Origin of the sequence: Caulobacter sp. BE254 (assembly GCF_031457295.1) — a bacterium.
GTDB lineage: Bacteria > Pseudomonadota > Alphaproteobacteria > Caulobacterales > Caulobacteraceae > Caulobacter.
On the sequence record NZ_JAVDWJ010000003.1, the window covers coordinates 352,748 to 368,011 of the forward strand.

15 protein-coding genes are annotated in these 15,264 nt (G+C 69.8%); 3 read left to right on the plus strand and 12 right to left on the minus strand.

All coding sequences use genetic code 11. The annotated features are described in order from the left end of the window. Nucleotides 1-18: 18 nt before the first annotated feature. The 3 genes from J2X41_RS08450 to J2X41_RS08460 are packed head-to-tail and all read left to right on the plus strand — an operon-like array spanning nucleotide 19 to nucleotide 4,322. Nucleotides 19-828 carry a fimbria/pilus periplasmic chaperone gene (locus J2X41_RS08450; RefSeq protein WP_310081142.1) on the plus strand — a complete coding sequence of 270 codons (810 nt, stop codon included), beginning with the start codon at nucleotides 19-21 and terminating at the stop codon, nucleotides 826-828. After that, nucleotides 794-3,331, plus strand: a complete 2,538-nt coding sequence (locus J2X41_RS08455; RefSeq protein WP_310081144.1) for a fimbrial biogenesis outer membrane usher protein — start codon at nucleotides 794-796, stop codon at nucleotides 3,329-3,331. Before J2X41_RS08450 ends, J2X41_RS08455 begins: the two co-directional genes overlap by 35 nt. A 1-nt stretch (nucleotide 3,332) precedes the next feature. Continuing rightward, complete coding sequence (locus tag J2X41_RS08460; protein WP_310081146.1) at nucleotides 3,333-4,322, plus strand: hypothetical protein; 990 nt, start codon at nucleotides 3,333-3,335, stop codon at nucleotides 4,320-4,322. Between the two features lie 95 nt (nucleotides 4,323-4,417). Here the strand turns inward: J2X41_RS08460 and J2X41_RS08465 are convergent, their stop codons facing one another. The 12 genes from J2X41_RS08465 to J2X41_RS08520 form a co-directional block, all read right to left on the minus strand. Then, nucleotides 4,418-4,822 carry a hypothetical protein gene (locus J2X41_RS08465; protein ID WP_310081147.1) on the minus strand — a complete coding sequence of 135 codons (405 nt, stop codon included), beginning with the start codon at nucleotides 4,820-4,822 and terminating at the stop codon, nucleotides 4,418-4,420. 470 nt (nucleotides 4,823-5,292) lie between these two features. Continuing rightward, on the minus strand, nucleotides 5,293-5,919 hold the full coding sequence (locus tag J2X41_RS08470; RefSeq protein ID WP_310081148.1) for a LuxR C-terminal-related transcriptional regulator: 627 nt from the start codon (nucleotides 5,917-5,919) through the stop codon (nucleotides 5,293-5,295). Between the two features lie 271 nt (nucleotides 5,920-6,190). Next, the gene (locus tag J2X41_RS08475; RefSeq protein WP_310081149.1) at nucleotides 6,191-6,715 is read right to left on the minus strand and encodes a prepilin peptidase; all 525 of its coding nucleotides are present in this window, start codon (nucleotides 6,713-6,715) and stop codon (nucleotides 6,191-6,193) included. After that, nucleotides 6,705-7,664, minus strand: coding sequence for a tetratricopeptide repeat protein (locus J2X41_RS08480; protein WP_310081150.1), 960 nt, complete (start codon nucleotides 7,662-7,664; stop codon nucleotides 6,705-6,707). The genes J2X41_RS08475 and J2X41_RS08480 overlap by 11 nt, the downstream gene beginning before the upstream one ends. Further along, on the minus strand, nucleotides 7,664-8,170 hold the full coding sequence (locus tag J2X41_RS08485) for a tetratricopeptide repeat protein (protein WP_310081151.1): 507 nt from the start codon (nucleotides 8,168-8,170) through the stop codon (nucleotides 7,664-7,666). The genes J2X41_RS08480 and J2X41_RS08485 overlap by 1 nt, the downstream gene beginning before the upstream one ends. A gap of 2 nt (nucleotides 8,171-8,172) precedes the next feature. Further along, a complete protein-coding gene (locus J2X41_RS08490) occupies nucleotides 8,173-9,120 on the minus strand; it encodes a type II secretion system F family protein (protein WP_310081152.1) in 948 nt (315 codons plus the stop codon). A 7-nt stretch (nucleotides 9,121-9,127) separates the two neighbouring features. After that, nucleotides 9,128-10,123, minus strand: coding sequence for a type II secretion system F family protein (locus tag J2X41_RS08495; RefSeq protein ID WP_310081154.1), 996 nt, complete (start codon nucleotides 10,121-10,123; stop codon nucleotides 9,128-9,130). A 4-nt stretch (nucleotides 10,124-10,127) separates the two neighbouring features. Continuing rightward, complete coding sequence (locus J2X41_RS08500) at nucleotides 10,128-11,477, minus strand: CpaF family protein (RefSeq protein ID WP_310081155.1); 1,350 nt, start codon at nucleotides 11,475-11,477, stop codon at nucleotides 10,128-10,130. Nucleotides 11,478-11,481: 4 nt separating this feature from the next. Further along, complete coding sequence (locus J2X41_RS08505; RefSeq protein ID WP_310081156.1) at nucleotides 11,482-12,699, minus strand: hypothetical protein; 1,218 nt, start codon at nucleotides 12,697-12,699, stop codon at nucleotides 11,482-11,484. Continuing rightward, nucleotides 12,696-13,307, minus strand: a complete 612-nt coding sequence (locus J2X41_RS08510; protein ID WP_310081157.1) for a pilus assembly protein — start codon at nucleotides 13,305-13,307, stop codon at nucleotides 12,696-12,698. Before J2X41_RS08510 ends, J2X41_RS08505 begins: the two co-directional genes overlap by 4 nt. Continuing rightward, nucleotides 13,304-13,807, minus strand: coding sequence for a TadE/TadG family type IV pilus assembly protein (locus tag J2X41_RS08515; protein WP_310081159.1), 504 nt, complete (start codon nucleotides 13,805-13,807; stop codon nucleotides 13,304-13,306). The genes J2X41_RS08510 and J2X41_RS08515 overlap by 4 nt, the downstream gene beginning before the upstream one ends. Beyond that, complete coding sequence (locus tag J2X41_RS08520; protein WP_310081160.1) at nucleotides 13,800-15,230, minus strand: pilus assembly protein TadG-related protein; 1,431 nt, start codon at nucleotides 15,228-15,230, stop codon at nucleotides 13,800-13,802. The genes J2X41_RS08515 and J2X41_RS08520 overlap by 8 nt, the downstream gene beginning before the upstream one ends. Nucleotides 15,231-15,264 lie beyond the last annotated feature (34 nt).

The following is a 15,264-nucleotide window of genomic DNA, read 5'->3' on the forward strand; positions in this document are numbered from 1 at the left end:
CCAAGGAGCGGACCCCTCATGTTGCGTTCGAACAATCATCGCAAGCGTTGGCTGGGAGCGGTCGCCGCCGCCAGCCTGGCGCTGGCCGGGACGGCCGGAACGGGGACGCCCTTGCTGGGCGGCGCCGCCCTGGCCATGACCGTCCAGCCGGTCGTCATCGACCTCAAGCCCACCGGGCGCGGCATGTCGCAGATCGTGACCGTGCAGAACACCTTCGCCAACCCGTTGCCGGTGGAGCTGCGCGCCGAGGAGCTGACCTTCGACGACAAGGGCGCCCATCCGGGCGACACCCAGACCAACGACCTGCTGATCTTCCCGCCCCAGGCGGTGATCCAGCCGGGCGAGACCCAGTCGTTCCGGATCCAGTGGGTCGGCGACCCGGCCCTGGCCCAGAGCAAGCACTACTACGTCACCGTCGCCCAGATGCCGGTGAAGCTGCCCGAGGGCCAGTCGGCGATCCAGATCCTGTACAACTTCCAGGTCCTGGCCAGCGTCGCCCCCAGCGGCGGCAAGCCCAGCCTGGCGTTGTCGAAGGCGGAGATCGGCGCGGACGCCGACGGCAAGCCGATCCCGATCGTCTATGTCGCCGACTCCTCCAACACCCACGGCTACCTGTCCCGCGGACGGCTGAAGATCACCGAGAAGGACGCGGCGGGGAAGGTCGTCTTCCAGCGCACCCTCCCCGGTCCCGAGATCCAGCAGACGATCGGCTTTGGCCTGATCGCTCCCGGTCAAACGCGGCGGATCGCCGTTCCCATCGAACTGCCCCTCACGGCGGCAGCAGGAGGCTCCCTTGAGGCTCAATTCTCATCCGACGAAGGGCGCTAGGACGCGCGCCTACCGGCGCTGGCTGCTCGCCGGCTGCCTGGTCGTCGCCGCGGCTCCGGCCGCGGCGCTGGCCGACCCGATTCCCTACATGGCGCTCGTCCAGGAACCCACCGGCGCGCCGTCGAGCAACGCGGCCGCCTCGGCCGACGCCCTGCGCCGGCTGAACCCCACGGGCCGCGACGTCAACCTGACGGTTCCGCTGAAGGACGGCGACTTCTATCTGGGCGACATGCCGCTGACGATCTCGGCCGACGGCCAGTTGTCGATGCCGTCCGAGCGCCTGCTGGGCCTGCTGGCCCCGCTGCTGGACGCCGCCTCGGTGGCGGCCCTGCGCTCGGCCTTCAACGGCCGCGCCCTGGTCGGCCCCGACGCGGTCACCCACGCCCAGCTGCAGATGACCTACGACCCCAAGGCCCTGGAGCTGCGGATCAACATCCCGCCCGAGCTGAAGGCCGTGCGCAGCCTGCAGGTCACGCCCATGGACCATGTGGGCATGGGCAGCTTCACCCCGCCGGCCGGCGTCAGCGGCTATCTGAACATCCGCGGCTCGGTCGACTATGTGGAGCAGGGGCTCGACAACGGGCTGGGCGATCCGACCTTCCTGCTCGACAGCGCCATCCGCGTCAGCGGCCTGGTGCTGGAGAACGAGGCGGTCTGGCAGCCGGGCGGGCGCAACGACTACCAGCGCCTGGGCACCCGCGTGGTCTATGACGACCTCAAGCACACCGCCCGCTGGACCTTCGGCGACCTGCAGGCCACCAGCCGCGGCTTCCAGTCCGCGCCGGACGTCGCGGGGATCTCGGTCTTCCGCTCCTACAGCGTGCTGGCCCCGCAGACGATCGCCCGGCCCCGCGGCCGCGAGAGCTTCACCCTGGCGCGGCCTTCGGACGTCAGCGTGATCCTCAACAACCAGCTGACCCGTCGGCTGCACCTGGATCCGGGCCGCTACAACGTGCACGATTTCCCGTTCGCCCAGGGCTCCAACGACGTGCGCCTGGTGGTCGAGGACGACACCGGACGGCGCGAGACCCTGCAGTTCAACGTCTTCTTCGACCGCGCCCAGCTGGATCCGGGCCTGTCGGAGTTCGGCGCCTATGCCGGCGTCAAGGCGCCGCTGGTGGCCGACGGCCCCGACTACACCCAGAACTTCACCTTCAGCGGCTTCTACCGGCGCGGCATCACCGACCGGGTGACCCTGGGCGTCAACGGCCAGGGCGACGAGGACACCGTCATGGCCGGTTTCGAGGGCCTGTTCGGCCTGCCGGTGGGCACGCTGGGCGTCGACTTCGCCCTGTCGCATATCGACGGCTTCGGCTCGGGCTACGCGACGATTGTCTCCCTGCAGCGCCTGTTCCAGTTCGCCGGCGGCCGCGCCGACTCCCTGAACCTGTCGTTCGAGAGCCGCAGCCGCGAATTCGGACCGGTGGGGACCTTCATCCCCGACAACCGCTACGGCTACGAGCTGGGGGTCGGCTATTCGCACGCCTTCAGCGACGCGATCTACGCCAGCTTCGACGGCCGCTATTCGCATGGCCGCGACAACTTCGCCGACTCCAGCTCGTACCGGGCCGGCATGGGCTATCGCCTGGCCTCCAACCTCGCCCTGACCGCCAACCTGATGTACGACGACGTGCCCGGGCGGCGCGAGACCACCGCGTTCATCTCGCTGTCCTGGCAGTTCTCGAACAATTCCAGCCTCAGGGCGGAATATGACGGTCGCGACGATCGCGCGCGGCTCGTCTACCAGACCCTGCACGGCCAGGGGGTGGGTTCGTACAACGCCTATGGCGAGGTTTCGCGCTCGCCGACCGACGCGGCGTTCAACGGCAGCCTAAACTACATCGCCAACCGCGCCGAGCTGGGACTGTCGCACTTCACCGCGTTCGACGGCCCGGACAACGGCCGCACCTCGCTGCGGGTCGGCACCTCCCTGGGCTTCGCCGACGGCGCGGCCTCGATCGGCCGCCCGATCTACGACAGCTTCGCCATCGTCCAGGGCCACAAGAGCCTGAAGGGCGCCGACATCACGGTGAACCCGACCCCGTTCGGCTACACCGCCAACACCGGAGCCCTGGGCACGGCGCTGGAGACCAACCTCAGCGCCTATGCCGAGCGGACGATCACGGTGGACGCGCCCAACGCGCCGGCCGGCTACGATCTCGGCTCGGGCTCGTTCCGGATGTTCCCGCCCTACCGGTCGGGCTATCGGCTGGTGGTGGGGTCGGACTATTCGATCACCGCGATCGGCCGGCTGCTGGACGGCGACGGCCAGCCCCTGGCCCTGATCGCCGGCGGCGCCACGGAGGTGGCCAAGCCCGGCCAGCCGCCGGTGGTGCTGTTCACCAACCGAACCGGCCGCTTCGGCGCCTCGGGCCTGCGCCCGGGCCGCTGGCGGATCGAGATGGGGACCACGCCCCCCACCGTCTATTTCCTCGACGTCCCCGCCAGCGCGGAGGGTTTCGTCAAGGCCGGCGACCTCAAGCCCAGCGCCTCGGGAGGCTGACATGAAACGCGGCATCAGCATGCTGATCCTGGGGCTCGCCGCCGGCGCGGCCTCGCTGACGGCCCACGCCGTCCAGGCCCAGTGCGTGATCTTCGACCCGGTGGTGTTGTCGGGCAGTTTCGACCCGTTCAATCCCAGCGGGACGACGGTCCAGACCCTGACCATCACGGCCCGGCGACCGCCGGCCGTGGGCGGCAAGAAGACCCAGGAGGTCGACTTCATCTACCTGCGCCGTCCCGACACGCCCGCCAGCCTGGCCGTCGTCCAGACCTCGACCGGCGGCCAGATCCTGGAAAACCCGCCCGGCCACGTGCTGGACCCCAACAACACCAATCCCAACGAGGTCGAGCTGAACTTCGGCGGCGTCGGCCAGCCCGACGTCCAGACCTTCGCCGTGACGATCACCGTGCCCAGCGGCGCGGACCTGGCGGCGGGGAGCACCGATCTGTTCGTGGACCAGAAATACTTCTGCAAGCGCACGGGCGGGGCGGCCGACGAATCCGGCGTGGTGCCCAACTCGCTGGACATCCGGATCAACGTGCTCAGCGCCCTGCAGGCCAGTTTCGTCGGCCCCGCCCTCGACTTCGGCGAGATCGGCGCATTGACCACGGCCGCCCTGCCCTCGACCCCCAACTCGGTCAAGCAGCGGACGGGCAATGTGCGGGTGGCCAGCTCGGGCCCCTATTCGGTGGCCCTGACTTCGGCCAACCAGTTCCGGATGACCTATCCCGGCGGCAACCTGGCCACGGCCAACCAGCGGATCCCCTACCAGCTGGACTTCCTGGGCCAGACCCGGTCCAACGCTTCGCCGACCTTCAGCACGGTGACGTGCCAGCGGGCGGGCCTCAGCGGCCAGTACCTGGCCATAACCCCCACCCTGCTGGAAGGCGGCGCGGGCAAGGCCCCCGCGCCCAACTACCAGGACATCCTGACCGTCACGGTGACCCCTCTCGCCGTGCCGCCCGCGACGACGCCCGTGGCTTGCATGTAGTTCGTTCCCGCGGCGACGATCGCCAAACTGAAACCCCGCCGGACCTGGTCCGGCGGGGCTCTTTCCGTCCACGGACGGTAGGCGGGAGCGACGGCTCAGAGGGCGGTGATGCGCAGCGACAGGTTGCCGACCTGGCCCGCGTCGGCGCCCGGATCCAGGCGCACGACGTGCGACCGCGAGGCCGCGGTCGACGAATGGCTGATCAGGGTCTGGCCCGAGGCCGACAGAAGGATCTTCTGGCCATCGACATAGACCGCCGCGCCGCTCAGGCCCTGGGCGTGCGACAGCCAGACGTCGTAGCCGGCGGCGCTGTTGCAGAACTCGGTCATCCTGCCCAGGTCGGTGGCCTGGTCGGGCGAGGCGCTGCCGGCCTGCAGGTCGACCCGGCAGATGACCGGCACATGGCCCTCGAGGTGAAGCTCGTAGCTGTTGGGCGCGGCGACCGCGCTGGAGGCCAGACCGAGGAAGGCCGCGGCGGCCAGGAGAATCTTCGTGCGCATTGCGAACCCCTTTGGAGAGATGATGGGAGGATCATCCGACGCGAGGGTTAAGCAGCACGCCATAAAGCATGGTAAACAGATTTCCTAATAAGGACGATAGATCGTCGAAACTCAATATTGCGTAAATACGACTGAATAATAAAATTGGCGTAATACATTCTTACTATAAATATCGAGGATTTCCGCGACAACGAGGATCGGGCCCGTATGGCAATTTCATCGCCGTGGGCGGATCGACCGGCGTCGGATCGAGGCGGTGGGGGTGCTGAACCTCGATCCGACGCTCGGCGGGCGGAGCGCGCCGCTGGAGTTCGCCGACGATGTTGCGGACCACATCGGCGAGCCGGTCTTGTCGCTAGACTATACCGGGAGGGTCTTCGTCCGGCGACGTAGTAATATTATCACCTCTTGAACCACGGCCAATAATGCGACTTGGTTAGTTCGTGAAATAAATCCCGGAAATTATTTCGTCACTCCAAGACGTCGGCCGAGGACAGCACAGAGACAAGCTCGGCCTGGCGATGGACGCCGACTTTGACCATGGCCGAAGCCATCTGGACCCGCAGAGTATTGATGCTGACACCGCGCTCGGCGGCGATCTCGGACGGTTCACACCCCTGGACTACCCGGGAGACGATCTCGGCCTCGGCCGGCGAGAAATTGAACATCATCCGGGCCCGCTCCACCGCGTGGGACGAGGACCGGCCCACCTCGCGCACGGTGATCAGGGCGCAACGGAAATTGCTGTCGTCGGTGGAGAAGGGCTCGATCAACAGCACCAGCGGCTTCTGGCTGCACGAGCGGTGGACCAGCATGGCGCCCGGTCGCCCCTGGCGAACGGCGGCGGCGATCCGGCCGCGAAGCCCTTCGGCCTCGAAGTCGTTCTCGGCGGTCAACAAGCCGCCCTGCTCGCCCAGCCCGTCGCCGCGCTGGACGTAGCTCCAGGCCAGGTCGTTGGCGGCGTAGACGCAGCCCTCGCTGTCGGCGACGATCACGCCGAAGTTCACCAGGTTGAGGATGGCGTTGGCCACGTGCGCCTCGAAGACGCCTCGTTCAACTTCTGAATCCACGACCTCGATCATCTTGATCAATCCCATCTGCGACGCCCCACGTTGTCCTGTGCGTTCGCGGCTCGCCGGATATCCAAGTACTTCCAGGTACAAATCGCTAGTTGTAGAAATCAATTTGCATCTTTTCGTAGTTAAACATCCGACATGCTTTGATCGCTCCTGATCAGCATTGGACATTATTTCGAAACCGTAATCCTACCCCGGATTGGGTAGTCAAAATTTGTAATACAGATGCCAGTCACTCCATCCGACGGGAGAAATTCGCCCAATAAAGTACATCTACGCGAAAGCCGTATATTCAGTTCAGGTGATTCAGATCGATATGGACCAGGTGCTGGGTGACGGCGAATAGGCCCGCGTTCCAGCCGGCATGGAGAGCGCCGGCGGCGATGGCCACGCCGTAGGGCACCCCGGGGCGTAACCGCGGCCAGCCGGCGGCGGTCAGCGCCGTCGCATGGGCGCGCGCCGTCACGGCCAGCAGCGCCAGGGCGCCGCCCGCCAGGGCGGTCGACACCAGCAGCAGCGGCATGTGCTCCAGCCCCGTGAACAGGGCCACGGCGGCCAGCAGCTTGGCGTCACCCGCCCCCACCAGCTTGGTCGCGAACATCGGAAACCCGACGGCCAGGGCCAGGACCATGGCCCCCAGGCATGAGGCCCAGGACGCGACCGGCCAGCCGAACGGCAGGCCGACCAGGAACAGGCCGACCATGGCCAGCACCGACCAGTTCGGGATCGTGCGGCGCCAGGCGTCGCTGCCGGCCGCGACCAGCAGCAGGGCCGCATAGGCGCCCGCCCAGACCAGGCGTCCGTAGTCAGTTTCCATGGCCCGTCTCCGCGCCCAGGGTCGACGCGCCGGGCATGGCCCCGTCCTGGCGCTGATCCTGGGCCTTGAGGCTCAGGGCCAGGCGACGGTTCTCGCCGGCCTTGGGATAGTAGGTGCTGCGCGCCTTGCTGGCCTGGTCGAGCAGGGTGACGGAGGTGTCGTAGTCGCCCCGCAGCAGGGCCGCGAAGCCGGCGTTGTTGAGCAGGGCGGCGGGATCGTCGCCGCCCGAGCCGCGCGACGAGGCCTTGGCGTAGTCGCCCCGCAGCGCCAGCGCCAGCCGCAGGTTGTTGCGGGCGGCCACCAGGTCGGGCTTCTTCTCCAGCGCCGCGACCAGGTCGGCCGACGCCTCCGCCAGTCGCCCCTGCAGCAGCCGCGAATAGCCTCGGTTGTTCAGCACCAGGGCATTGCGGCCGGAGGCGTCCAGGGCGCGCGCATAGGCGTCCTCGGCCGCCGGCCAGTCGTGGCGGCGATCGTACTCGCAGCCCAGGCCGCTCCAGGCGCGCCAGAGGCGGGGATCGCTCGCCACGGCCAGGCGCAGGGCCTGGAGGGCGGCGTCGGAGCGTCCCAGGGTCGACAAGGCCAGCCCCTCGCCCTGCCGCGCCCGCGGACTCGAGAGGTCGCCAGGAGGAACCTGGGCGAAGGTCGCCAGGGCGGCGGGGGCGTCGCCCCGCGCCAGGATCGTCTCGCCCAGCAGGGTCAGCAGGCGGGGATCCCGGCCGTCGGCGGCCAGGGCCTGGCCCAGCAGGCTGGAGGCGTCGACAAGACGGTCCTCGGCCAGGGCCGTCTCGACCGCGGCCGCGGCGGCGTCGCGCGTCGCCGCATCCATGACCGGCGCGACGGCGAGCGGCGCGGCGGGCTTGGCGCGACCCCAGCCGCTGGCGGCGGCGGCCGGCGTGGCGGCCAGCAGGAGGACGCAGCCCGCGGCGACGGCGATCGGCGACCCGGCCATCAGCGCGTCCCTCCCGAGGCCCCGCCAATCGCGGCGACGACGCCGTCGGGCGGACCGCCGGCCAGCAGCGCCCCGTGGTCGGCGCCCGCCTGCCCGCTCAGCCGGGCCGAATAGGCCATGTTGTGCGCGACGATCGTCGAGCCGGGATCGACGGCCAGGGCGCGGGCGTAGTAGCGGGCGCTGAGATCGAACCGGCCCAGCTTGTCGTAGATCACCGCCTGGGCGTTGAGCACCCGCACATCAGCCGGCGCGCGGGCCGCCGCCACCTGCAGCACCTCCAGCGCCAGGGCGTAGTCGCGGACACGGATGGCGTCGGCGGCGCGGGCGTACAGCCGATCGACCACGGCGGCCGGATCGGGCGGGACCAGGCCGGGCGCGGGGGCCGGCCGAATCTCGGCGGTCTGGGGCGACGGCCGGACCAGGCTGGCCATCCCGCGCCAGACGGCGCAGCCGCAGAGCCCGGGGAGCAGCGCGCAACAGACGGCGGTCAGCAGCAGACGGCGCATGGTCAATGCCTCTTGAGGGCGGGAAGCAGGTTGTGGGCCACGTCCAGGCCGGCCGGCAGCAGCAGGGCGGTGACGATCACCGGCAGGATGCAGGCCACCAGCGGCAGGGTCAGCAGCACGGGGATGCGCATGGCCTTCTCCTCGCCGCGCAGGAACCGCCGCTCACGCATCTCGGCCGAATAGGTGCGCAGGGTCTGGCCGACGCTGGCGCCCAGGCTGTCGGTCTGGATCATCAGGGCGGCGAAGGCGCGCAGCGCGTCCACATTGACCCGTTCGCTCATCCGCCGCAGGGCGTCGGGGCGGGACCGCCCCGCGCGCAGCTCCTGCGAGACCCGGCCGAACTCGAAGGCGATGTCGCGGTGCGAGGCGGCGATTTCCTGCGACACCCGCACGAAGGCCGCGTCGAAGCCCAGGCCCGCCTCGATGCAGACCACCATCAGGTCCAGGGCGTCGGGAAACTGGTTCTCCAGCCGCTCGCGCCGGCCGGCGGCGCGCAGGTCCACGACCATCGCCGGCACCACCAGGCCAAGCCCGCACAGCACCAGGGCTGCGACGACCAGTTTGAGGCCGGTGATCGGCGCCGAGGACAGCTTCTGCGAAATGAGCAGCATCAGCGGCAGGCCCACGGCCGAGCCGATGCGGGCCAGGGCGTACCAGGCGGGGGCGGACGGGGCCGAAAAGCCGGCCTCGGCCAGGGTGCGGGCCAGCCGCGAGGGCCGATCCTTGCCGGGCGCGGGCATACGCTTCTGCACCCAGGACAGCAGGGGACTGGCCGAACGGACGGGCTTGAGCAGCGTCTCTTCGATCGGGCCCGACGCGGCGGCCGTCCCGCCCTTCATCCGCCGACGGATCAGGGCGCCCTGCTCCAGGCGCCAGACCACCGCCAGGGCGCCGGTGACGACCGCCAGGAAAACCCCAACCTGCAGTCCGATGTTCAGCACGGCGTCCATGGCGTCCTCAATATTTGAAGGTGACGATCCGGTGGATCACCAGCTGGCCCAGGCCGTAGAGCAGCACGATGCCGGCGACGATCGGCCAGAAGGCGGGATCGGAAAACTTGCTGGTGTAGAACTCCGGGTGGAACAGGCTGACCGCCGAGACGCAGACCATGGGCAGCAGCGACAGGATTAGCGCCGACATCCGCCCCTCGCTGGACAGGGCGCGGATGCGCTTGTTCAACGAGGCCCGGCCGCGGATCACGGTGGCCAGGCCGGACAGGATCTCGGCCAGGTTGCCGCCGGTCTCGGTCTGGATGGCGATGCTGACGGCGAAGAAGGCGATGTCGGCCGAGCCCGTGCGACGGGCCAGGTTGCGCAGGGCGTCCCGGAACTCGCCGCCATAGGTGGTCTCGTCCATCACCAGGCCGAACTCGCTGCCGATCGGGTCGGGCATCTCCTGGGTCACCAGGTTGACCGCCGAGATCACCGGATGTCCGGCGCGCAGGGCGCGGATCATGACGTCCAGCGCCTGTGGCAGTTGCTCCTCCAGCTTGGTCAGGCGCGCGGCGCGGCGCCGGGCGATCCACATCGCCGCGACCGCGAAGCACAGGCCGCTCGCACCGAACCCGGCCATCAGGACCTGCGGAAAGGGCGAGGAAACCGACACCCCGCGCAGGAAGATCATCGCCAGCAGCCAGAGGGTGGCGGCCGCCCCGGCGGCCACGCCCAGCACCTGCATGGGTCCCGCCGACAGGCCGGCCTGCCGGCAATAGAGCAGGGCCCGCGCGTGCAGGGCGGCGTAGGGCGTGCGACCGACCCAGCTGTCGCGGGGCTTGCGCACCAGGGTCTGGTAGACCGCCTCCTGCGACATGCCCGTCGCCATCAGCGTCAGGCGGCGATTGACCCGCTGGGTCTGTTCGCGCGCGCCAAGGAACAGGCCGATCAGCGTCTGGCCGGCCATCGCCACGGCCACGAAGGCCAGAACCAGCGCCATGGGGAAGAAGAGCGTGTCCATCGCGTCACGCCGAGACCCGGCCGACGGCGAACAGGTCGTTGGGCAGGCTGATGCCCCGCGCCGCCAGCGCCTCCATGAACCGGGGCCGCACGCCGGCGGCCTCGTACTGGCCCAGCACCCGCCCGTCGCTCCCGCGCCCGATACGGCGGAAGCGGAAGATCTCCTGCATGCAGATCACGTCCTCTTCCATGCCCGAGATCTCGGCCACGGACACGATGCGGCGCATCCCGTCCTCCATCCGCTCGGCCTGGATCACGACGTGGATCGCCGAGGCGATCTGGCCGCGGATCGAGCGGGCCGGGATGTCGAGGCCGGCCATGCCGATCATCTGCTCGACCCGCGACAGGGCGTCGCGCGCGGTGTTGGCGTGGACGGTGGTCATCGAGCCGTCGTGGCCGGTGTTCATCGCCTGCAGCATGTCGAAGGCCTCGCCGGAGCGGACCTCGCCGACGATGATCCGGTCGGGGCGCATGCGCAGGGCGTTGCGGACCAGCTCGCGCTGCTGCACCTCGCCCTGGCCCTCGATGTTGGCGGGCCGGGTCTCCAGCCGCCCCACATGCGATTGCTGCAGTTGCAGTTCGGCCGAGTCCTCGATGGTGATGATCCGCTCGTGGTCATCGATATAGGCCGACAGGGCGTTGAGCAGGGTGGTCTTGCCCGAGCCGGTGCCGCCGGAGATCAGCACGTTGCGGCGCGCCTGGACCACCGCCTCGAGCACCAGCGCCATCTCGCGCGAGATGCTGCCCAGCTCGACCAGGCGGTCCATGGCCAGGGGCGCGCGGGCGAACTTGCGGATCGAGACCAGGGGTCCGTCCACCGCCAGCGGCGGGATGATGGCGTTGACCCGCGAGCCGTCGGCCAGGCGGGCGTCGACCATCGGCTGGCTCTCGTCGACCCGGCGGCCCACGGCGGCGACGATCTTGTTGATGATCCGCACCAGGTGACGGGTGTCCTGGAAGCGGACATTGGTGCGCTGCAGGCGGCCGGCCCGCTCCACATAGACCATCTCGTGGGTGTTGATCAGGATGTCGGTGATGCTGTCATCCTTGAGCAGCGGCTCCAGCGGGCCCAGGCCCAGCAGTTCGTCGAGGATCTCCTCCACCAGCTGGTCGGTCTGGCTGGGGGTCAGCAGGCGCTTTTCCTCGACCAGCAGGCCGATGACCGCGCCGCGGATGTCCTGGCGCAGCGCGTCGCGCGGGGTGCGGTCCAGCAGGCTCAGATTGAGCAGGTCGATCAGCCGCTGGTGCAGCCGCACCTTCAGCCCCAGGGCGTCGTCGATGGGCGCGCCTCCCTGTGGATAGTCGGCGGCCACGGCCGTCGCCTCGATGTGTCGAGTTTCGTCACCCCAGAGCATGGCCCTATCTCTCCGTTCCGACGGCCGCCGCGACACGCGTCGGCGCCACCATTTCCGCCAGGCGGTCGATCGCCGCCTCGATCTTGCTGCCGCGCCGCACGGCGGCCAGCGAGACGCCCTGGTCGATGGCCTGGTGCATCAGGCGGCGATCCTCGGGGATGACCAGGTCGAACGGCCGGCCGATCGCCTGTTGGGCCGCCTTCAGTGACAGGCCGCCGGCGCCGTCGGGCTCGACCTGGTTGCAGACCAGCGTGACCGGCACGTCGTCCAGCCGCTGGGCCGACAGCATGTGCAGTTGCCGGCGGACCATGTGCACGTGCGGCACCGACAGCCGGGTGACCAGCACGATGCGCTGCGACTGGCGCAGCAGGCGGTTGGTCCAGGCGGTCCAGACGGTGGGCGGATCGACCAGGGTGATCTCGAAGTCGCGGCGCAGGGCCGCCGTCAGTCCGTCGATCAGCGCCGGGTTCAGGCTCTCGACCGGCATCAGTTCGCTCGGCGCGGCCAGCACGCTGACCCCGCTGCGGTGCGCGGTCAGGACCGAGGCGAAGGCCATTTCCTCGACGGCCCCGCCCGTCGCCAGCACCTGGGCCACGGTGACGGGATCGGGGATGTCGAGATAGAGCGCCGCCGCCCCCATCTGCAGGTCCAGGTCCGCCACGCAGACCCCCGCCGCGGCCGGGTTGGCGGCCAGCCGCACGGCGGTCTGCACCGCCAGCGAGGTGGCCCCGACGCCGCCGCCGGCCTTGAGCAGGGTGACGATCTCGCCGCTGCGGCGCTGGGCCCGGCCCGTGTCGAGCCGGCAGAAGATCCGCTCCAGGGCGATGGCCAGGGCGGTGTCGGTGACGGGCGCGGGCAGCACGTCGGCCGCGCCCTGGTGGATCAGGCGGCGGGTCAGCTCGACGTCGGCGTCGCGCATCACGACCAGAACCTCGACCCGTCCGACGCAGGTCGACAGGCGCGTGGTCAGGCGATCGATCCCGGCCGGGTCGGCCGCGTCCAGCCCGACGATCAGCAGGTCGAAGGTCTGGGCGGCCCGCTCCGGCCAGGGCGTGTCCAGCCCGCGGAAGGTGACGGCCGGGAACATGGCCGACAGCATCGCCAGCGGCGGATCCGCGCCCAGCCCCGGCAGGCACAGTCCCACCCGCCACGCGCAAGGCCTTTGCGACGGCGCCGGCGGCGCCGGAGGGAGCTTGATCCGGTTGAAGGGGAGCAGGCTCATGACAGGCTTTCTCCGCTGAGGGTCGAGGCCATGTCCGGCAGGGCGAAGGGCGTCACCCCCACCACCTGGAGGGCGGCGCTCTGGAAGGTCATGCCGGTGAGGCTGACCGTCACCAAGGGCTCCATGTCCGGGGCGTAGGGGTTGCCCACCTTGCCCAGGCCGACATGACGATAGGTGATCACGACGTTGGCGGCGGTGATGTCGGGATCGTAGGCCTGCATCTTGGCCAGCACCGCCGCGAAGGTCGTGGCGTCGAAGCCGCTGCCCGGGATCGTGGATCCGGATGTCTGGGTGCAGGAGGAACTCGCCCCCGAGCAGCTGAGGACCACGGGGGGGCTCGAGGGCACCGAACCGCCGCCGGCGATGCCTTGGCTCAGACCGTCGTAACCGGCCATGGCGCTGGAGACCATCGGACTGACCACGGCCAGGCGCACGCCTTCGCGGGTGGCGGCCTTGGCGGCGTTGATGGTCCAGGCCAGGCGGCCCATGTCGATGACGGCCAGCAGCATCGAGACGAAGACCAGGCAGACCAGGCCGAACTCGACCGCCGCCGCGCCGCGCTGCTCGCGGACCAGTCGATGAAGGAGATGGGGGGCCGGGATGCTCATTCGGTCCACGCCTGCTGGGCGCTGACCGTGAACCCGGTCAGCGTCACTCCGGTCAGGGGGCCGAAGGAGTCGATATAGGGCGGCGAGGCGCTGACCTGGACGATCGGCACGCCGGCCATGTCCTCGTAGCGACCGCTGTAGGCGCCGCCCGTGTTGCCGACGCAGGAGACCGTGACGACGACGCTGGCGTTGCTGGTCCAGTTGGCGATCAGGGGCGAGCCCGAACCGTCGCTCGTACCGGTCCGCGCCAGGGACTGGACCTTGGCCGGGTCGCCGGCGACGGTCAGGCCCGCGCAGGTCATCGGCAGGCGGGCGGCGTAGCGGGCCGCGTCGCGCACCGCCGAGACGGCGATGTGGTAGTTCCAGAACAGGCGTCCCGCGCCGACGAAGGCGAAGCACAGCAGCGTCATGAACGGCAGGACCAGCGCGAACTCCACCGCCGCCGAGCCGCGTTGGCCGGCCAGCAGCCGGCGAAGCTGAAGGATCAGGCGCCTAGTCATAGAGCCGCACCGAATAGAGCTTGGTCTCCGCGCCGACCGCCGAGACGTCGGTGGTGGCCCCGATGACCTCGCCATAGATCGAGTTGCTGACGGCCGGGGCGGTCAGGAACAGGTCGACATAGGCGATGATGTGCACGGTCGAGCTGCCATGGACGTTGTCGGCGTGGCAGTTGGCGATCACCGCCGAGATCGTCCGGCGATCGGGCGCGACCTGGGCGCCGGTCTTGTTGCACTGGGGCGCGGCGTAGTCGTGCGACCCGCTGGTCGATGTCTGGCCGTCGGAGAAGGCGCCGGCCGGCTTGGCGATCGAGCCGCTCAGCATGGCCAGCTCCCACTTGTAGACCTGGTAGCGGGTCGGGCTGGTTCCGCCGGCGGCCGGCGCGGGGCCATAGGCCGCCCAGCCTGTCCCGCTCGAACCGGCCGGGACCTGGGGCGTGTAGGTGGTGGGATTGATCCCCGAATGGTTGGTGGCGAAGTACTGGGCCGCGTTCCACACGCCGCTGCCCAGCACGCCGGTCTGGCCGCAATCCCGCGGGAAGCCCGTGCCGCTGGCGAGGGCCGCGGCGCTGGCGCAGGAATTGCTCGGCACGGAGACCGGGGCCGAGCAGGCGCTGGCGCCGGCCCCTGTCTTGGCGCCGATCATGGTGTTCATGGCCGGCAGGAACAGCGGATCGTTCTTCAGGCCGTTTGCTGGCGGCTGGTAGATATCAAATCGAGTGTTGAAATAGGCGTCAGCGGAAGCGACGTTGCCGGGTTTGGTCACCGCCGTCGCCCCGAAACACTGGGTCAGAGGCGGATTGCGGCCCATCGCATTCTTGACGTCGGCCGCGCCGGAGCCGACGTCGAGGAAGCCGAAGTTGCCGGGACCCCAGGGGGTATTGCCGCCGGGCGGCGGAGTCAGCTGGACGCTCTTGCCGATATAGGCGTCGCCGTCGAAGGTCAGGCTGGTGGCCTCGTTGGGATTGCACAGCAGCAGCGGCGGCACCTTGCAGATCGCCGTGCCGTAGCCGGCCACCGCGCGGGCCGTGGCGTTGAAGCCGCCGACGCCGGTCATCGCCCCGAACACCAGGCCCAGGGACCGCGGTGTCAGGCTGATGCGGATGAAGCTGGCGGTGGCGTCGCTGGTCGCCGCGACGTCGGGATCGTGGGCGCTGAGGAAGGCGATGTCGCCGGCGCTGATCGCGACATTGCCCTCGAAGGCGTCGGCCAGGGCCGCGCGGTTGCTGACCAGGCTGCCCGTGGCCGCGGTCTGGGCGCGGCCCATGGCCCCGGCGCTTCCGTCCAGCTGGCTGGCCCCGGCCAGGGCGGCCGCGTCGACCGCGCTCTCCAGTTCGGCCCGCAGCGCATAGGCGCGACTGACGTCGTAGGCCAGGCCGCCGATGGTCACCAGGCCGATCAGGGCCACGCCCGTGAGGGCCGCCACCGCGCCGGATTGGTCATCAAGGAAACGTCGAACA

Coding starts and splice junctions, on each gene's coding strand:
- J2X41_RS08485 (WP_310081151.1), bottom strand. CDS start 8,170: ATGCGCCGTCTGCTGCTGACCGCCGTCTGTTGCGCGCTGCTCCCCGGG.
- J2X41_RS08470 (WP_310081148.1), bottom strand. CDS start 5,919: ATGGGATTGATCAAGATGATCGAGGTCGTGGATTCAGAAGTTGAACGA.
- J2X41_RS08490 (WP_310081152.1), bottom strand. CDS start 9,120: ATGGACGCCGTGCTGAACATCGGACTGCAGGTTGGGGTTTTCCTGGCG.
- J2X41_RS08475 (WP_310081149.1), bottom strand. CDS start 6,715: ATGGAAACTGACTACGGACGCCTGGTCTGGGCGGGCGCCTATGCGGCC.
- J2X41_RS08500 (WP_310081155.1), bottom strand. CDS start 11,477: ATGCTCTGGGGTGACGAAACTCGACACATCGAGGCGACGGCCGTGGCC.
- J2X41_RS08515 (WP_310081159.1), bottom strand. CDS start 13,807: ATGACTAGGCGCCTGATCCTTCAGCTTCGCCGGCTGCTGGCCGGCCAA.
- J2X41_RS08505 (WP_310081156.1), bottom strand. CDS start 12,699: ATGAGCCTGCTCCCCTTCAACCGGATCAAGCTCCCTCCGGCGCCGCCG.
- J2X41_RS08480 (WP_310081150.1), bottom strand. CDS start 7,664: ATGGCCGGGTCGCCGATCGCCGTCGCCGCGGGCTGCGTCCTCCTGCTG.
- J2X41_RS08465 (WP_310081147.1), bottom strand. CDS start 4,822: ATGCGCACGAAGATTCTCCTGGCCGCCGCGGCCTTCCTCGGTCTGGCC.
- J2X41_RS08450 (WP_310081142.1), top strand. CDS start 19: ATGTTGCGTTCGAACAATCATCGCAAGCGTTGGCTGGGAGCGGTCGCC.
- J2X41_RS08495 (WP_310081154.1), bottom strand. CDS start 10,123: ATGGACACGCTCTTCTTCCCCATGGCGCTGGTTCTGGCCTTCGTGGCC.
- J2X41_RS08460 (WP_310081146.1), top strand. CDS start 3,333: ATGAAACGCGGCATCAGCATGCTGATCCTGGGGCTCGCCGCCGGCGCG.
- J2X41_RS08510 (WP_310081157.1), bottom strand. CDS start 13,307: ATGAGCATCCCGGCCCCCCATCTCCTTCATCGACTGGTCCGCGAGCAG.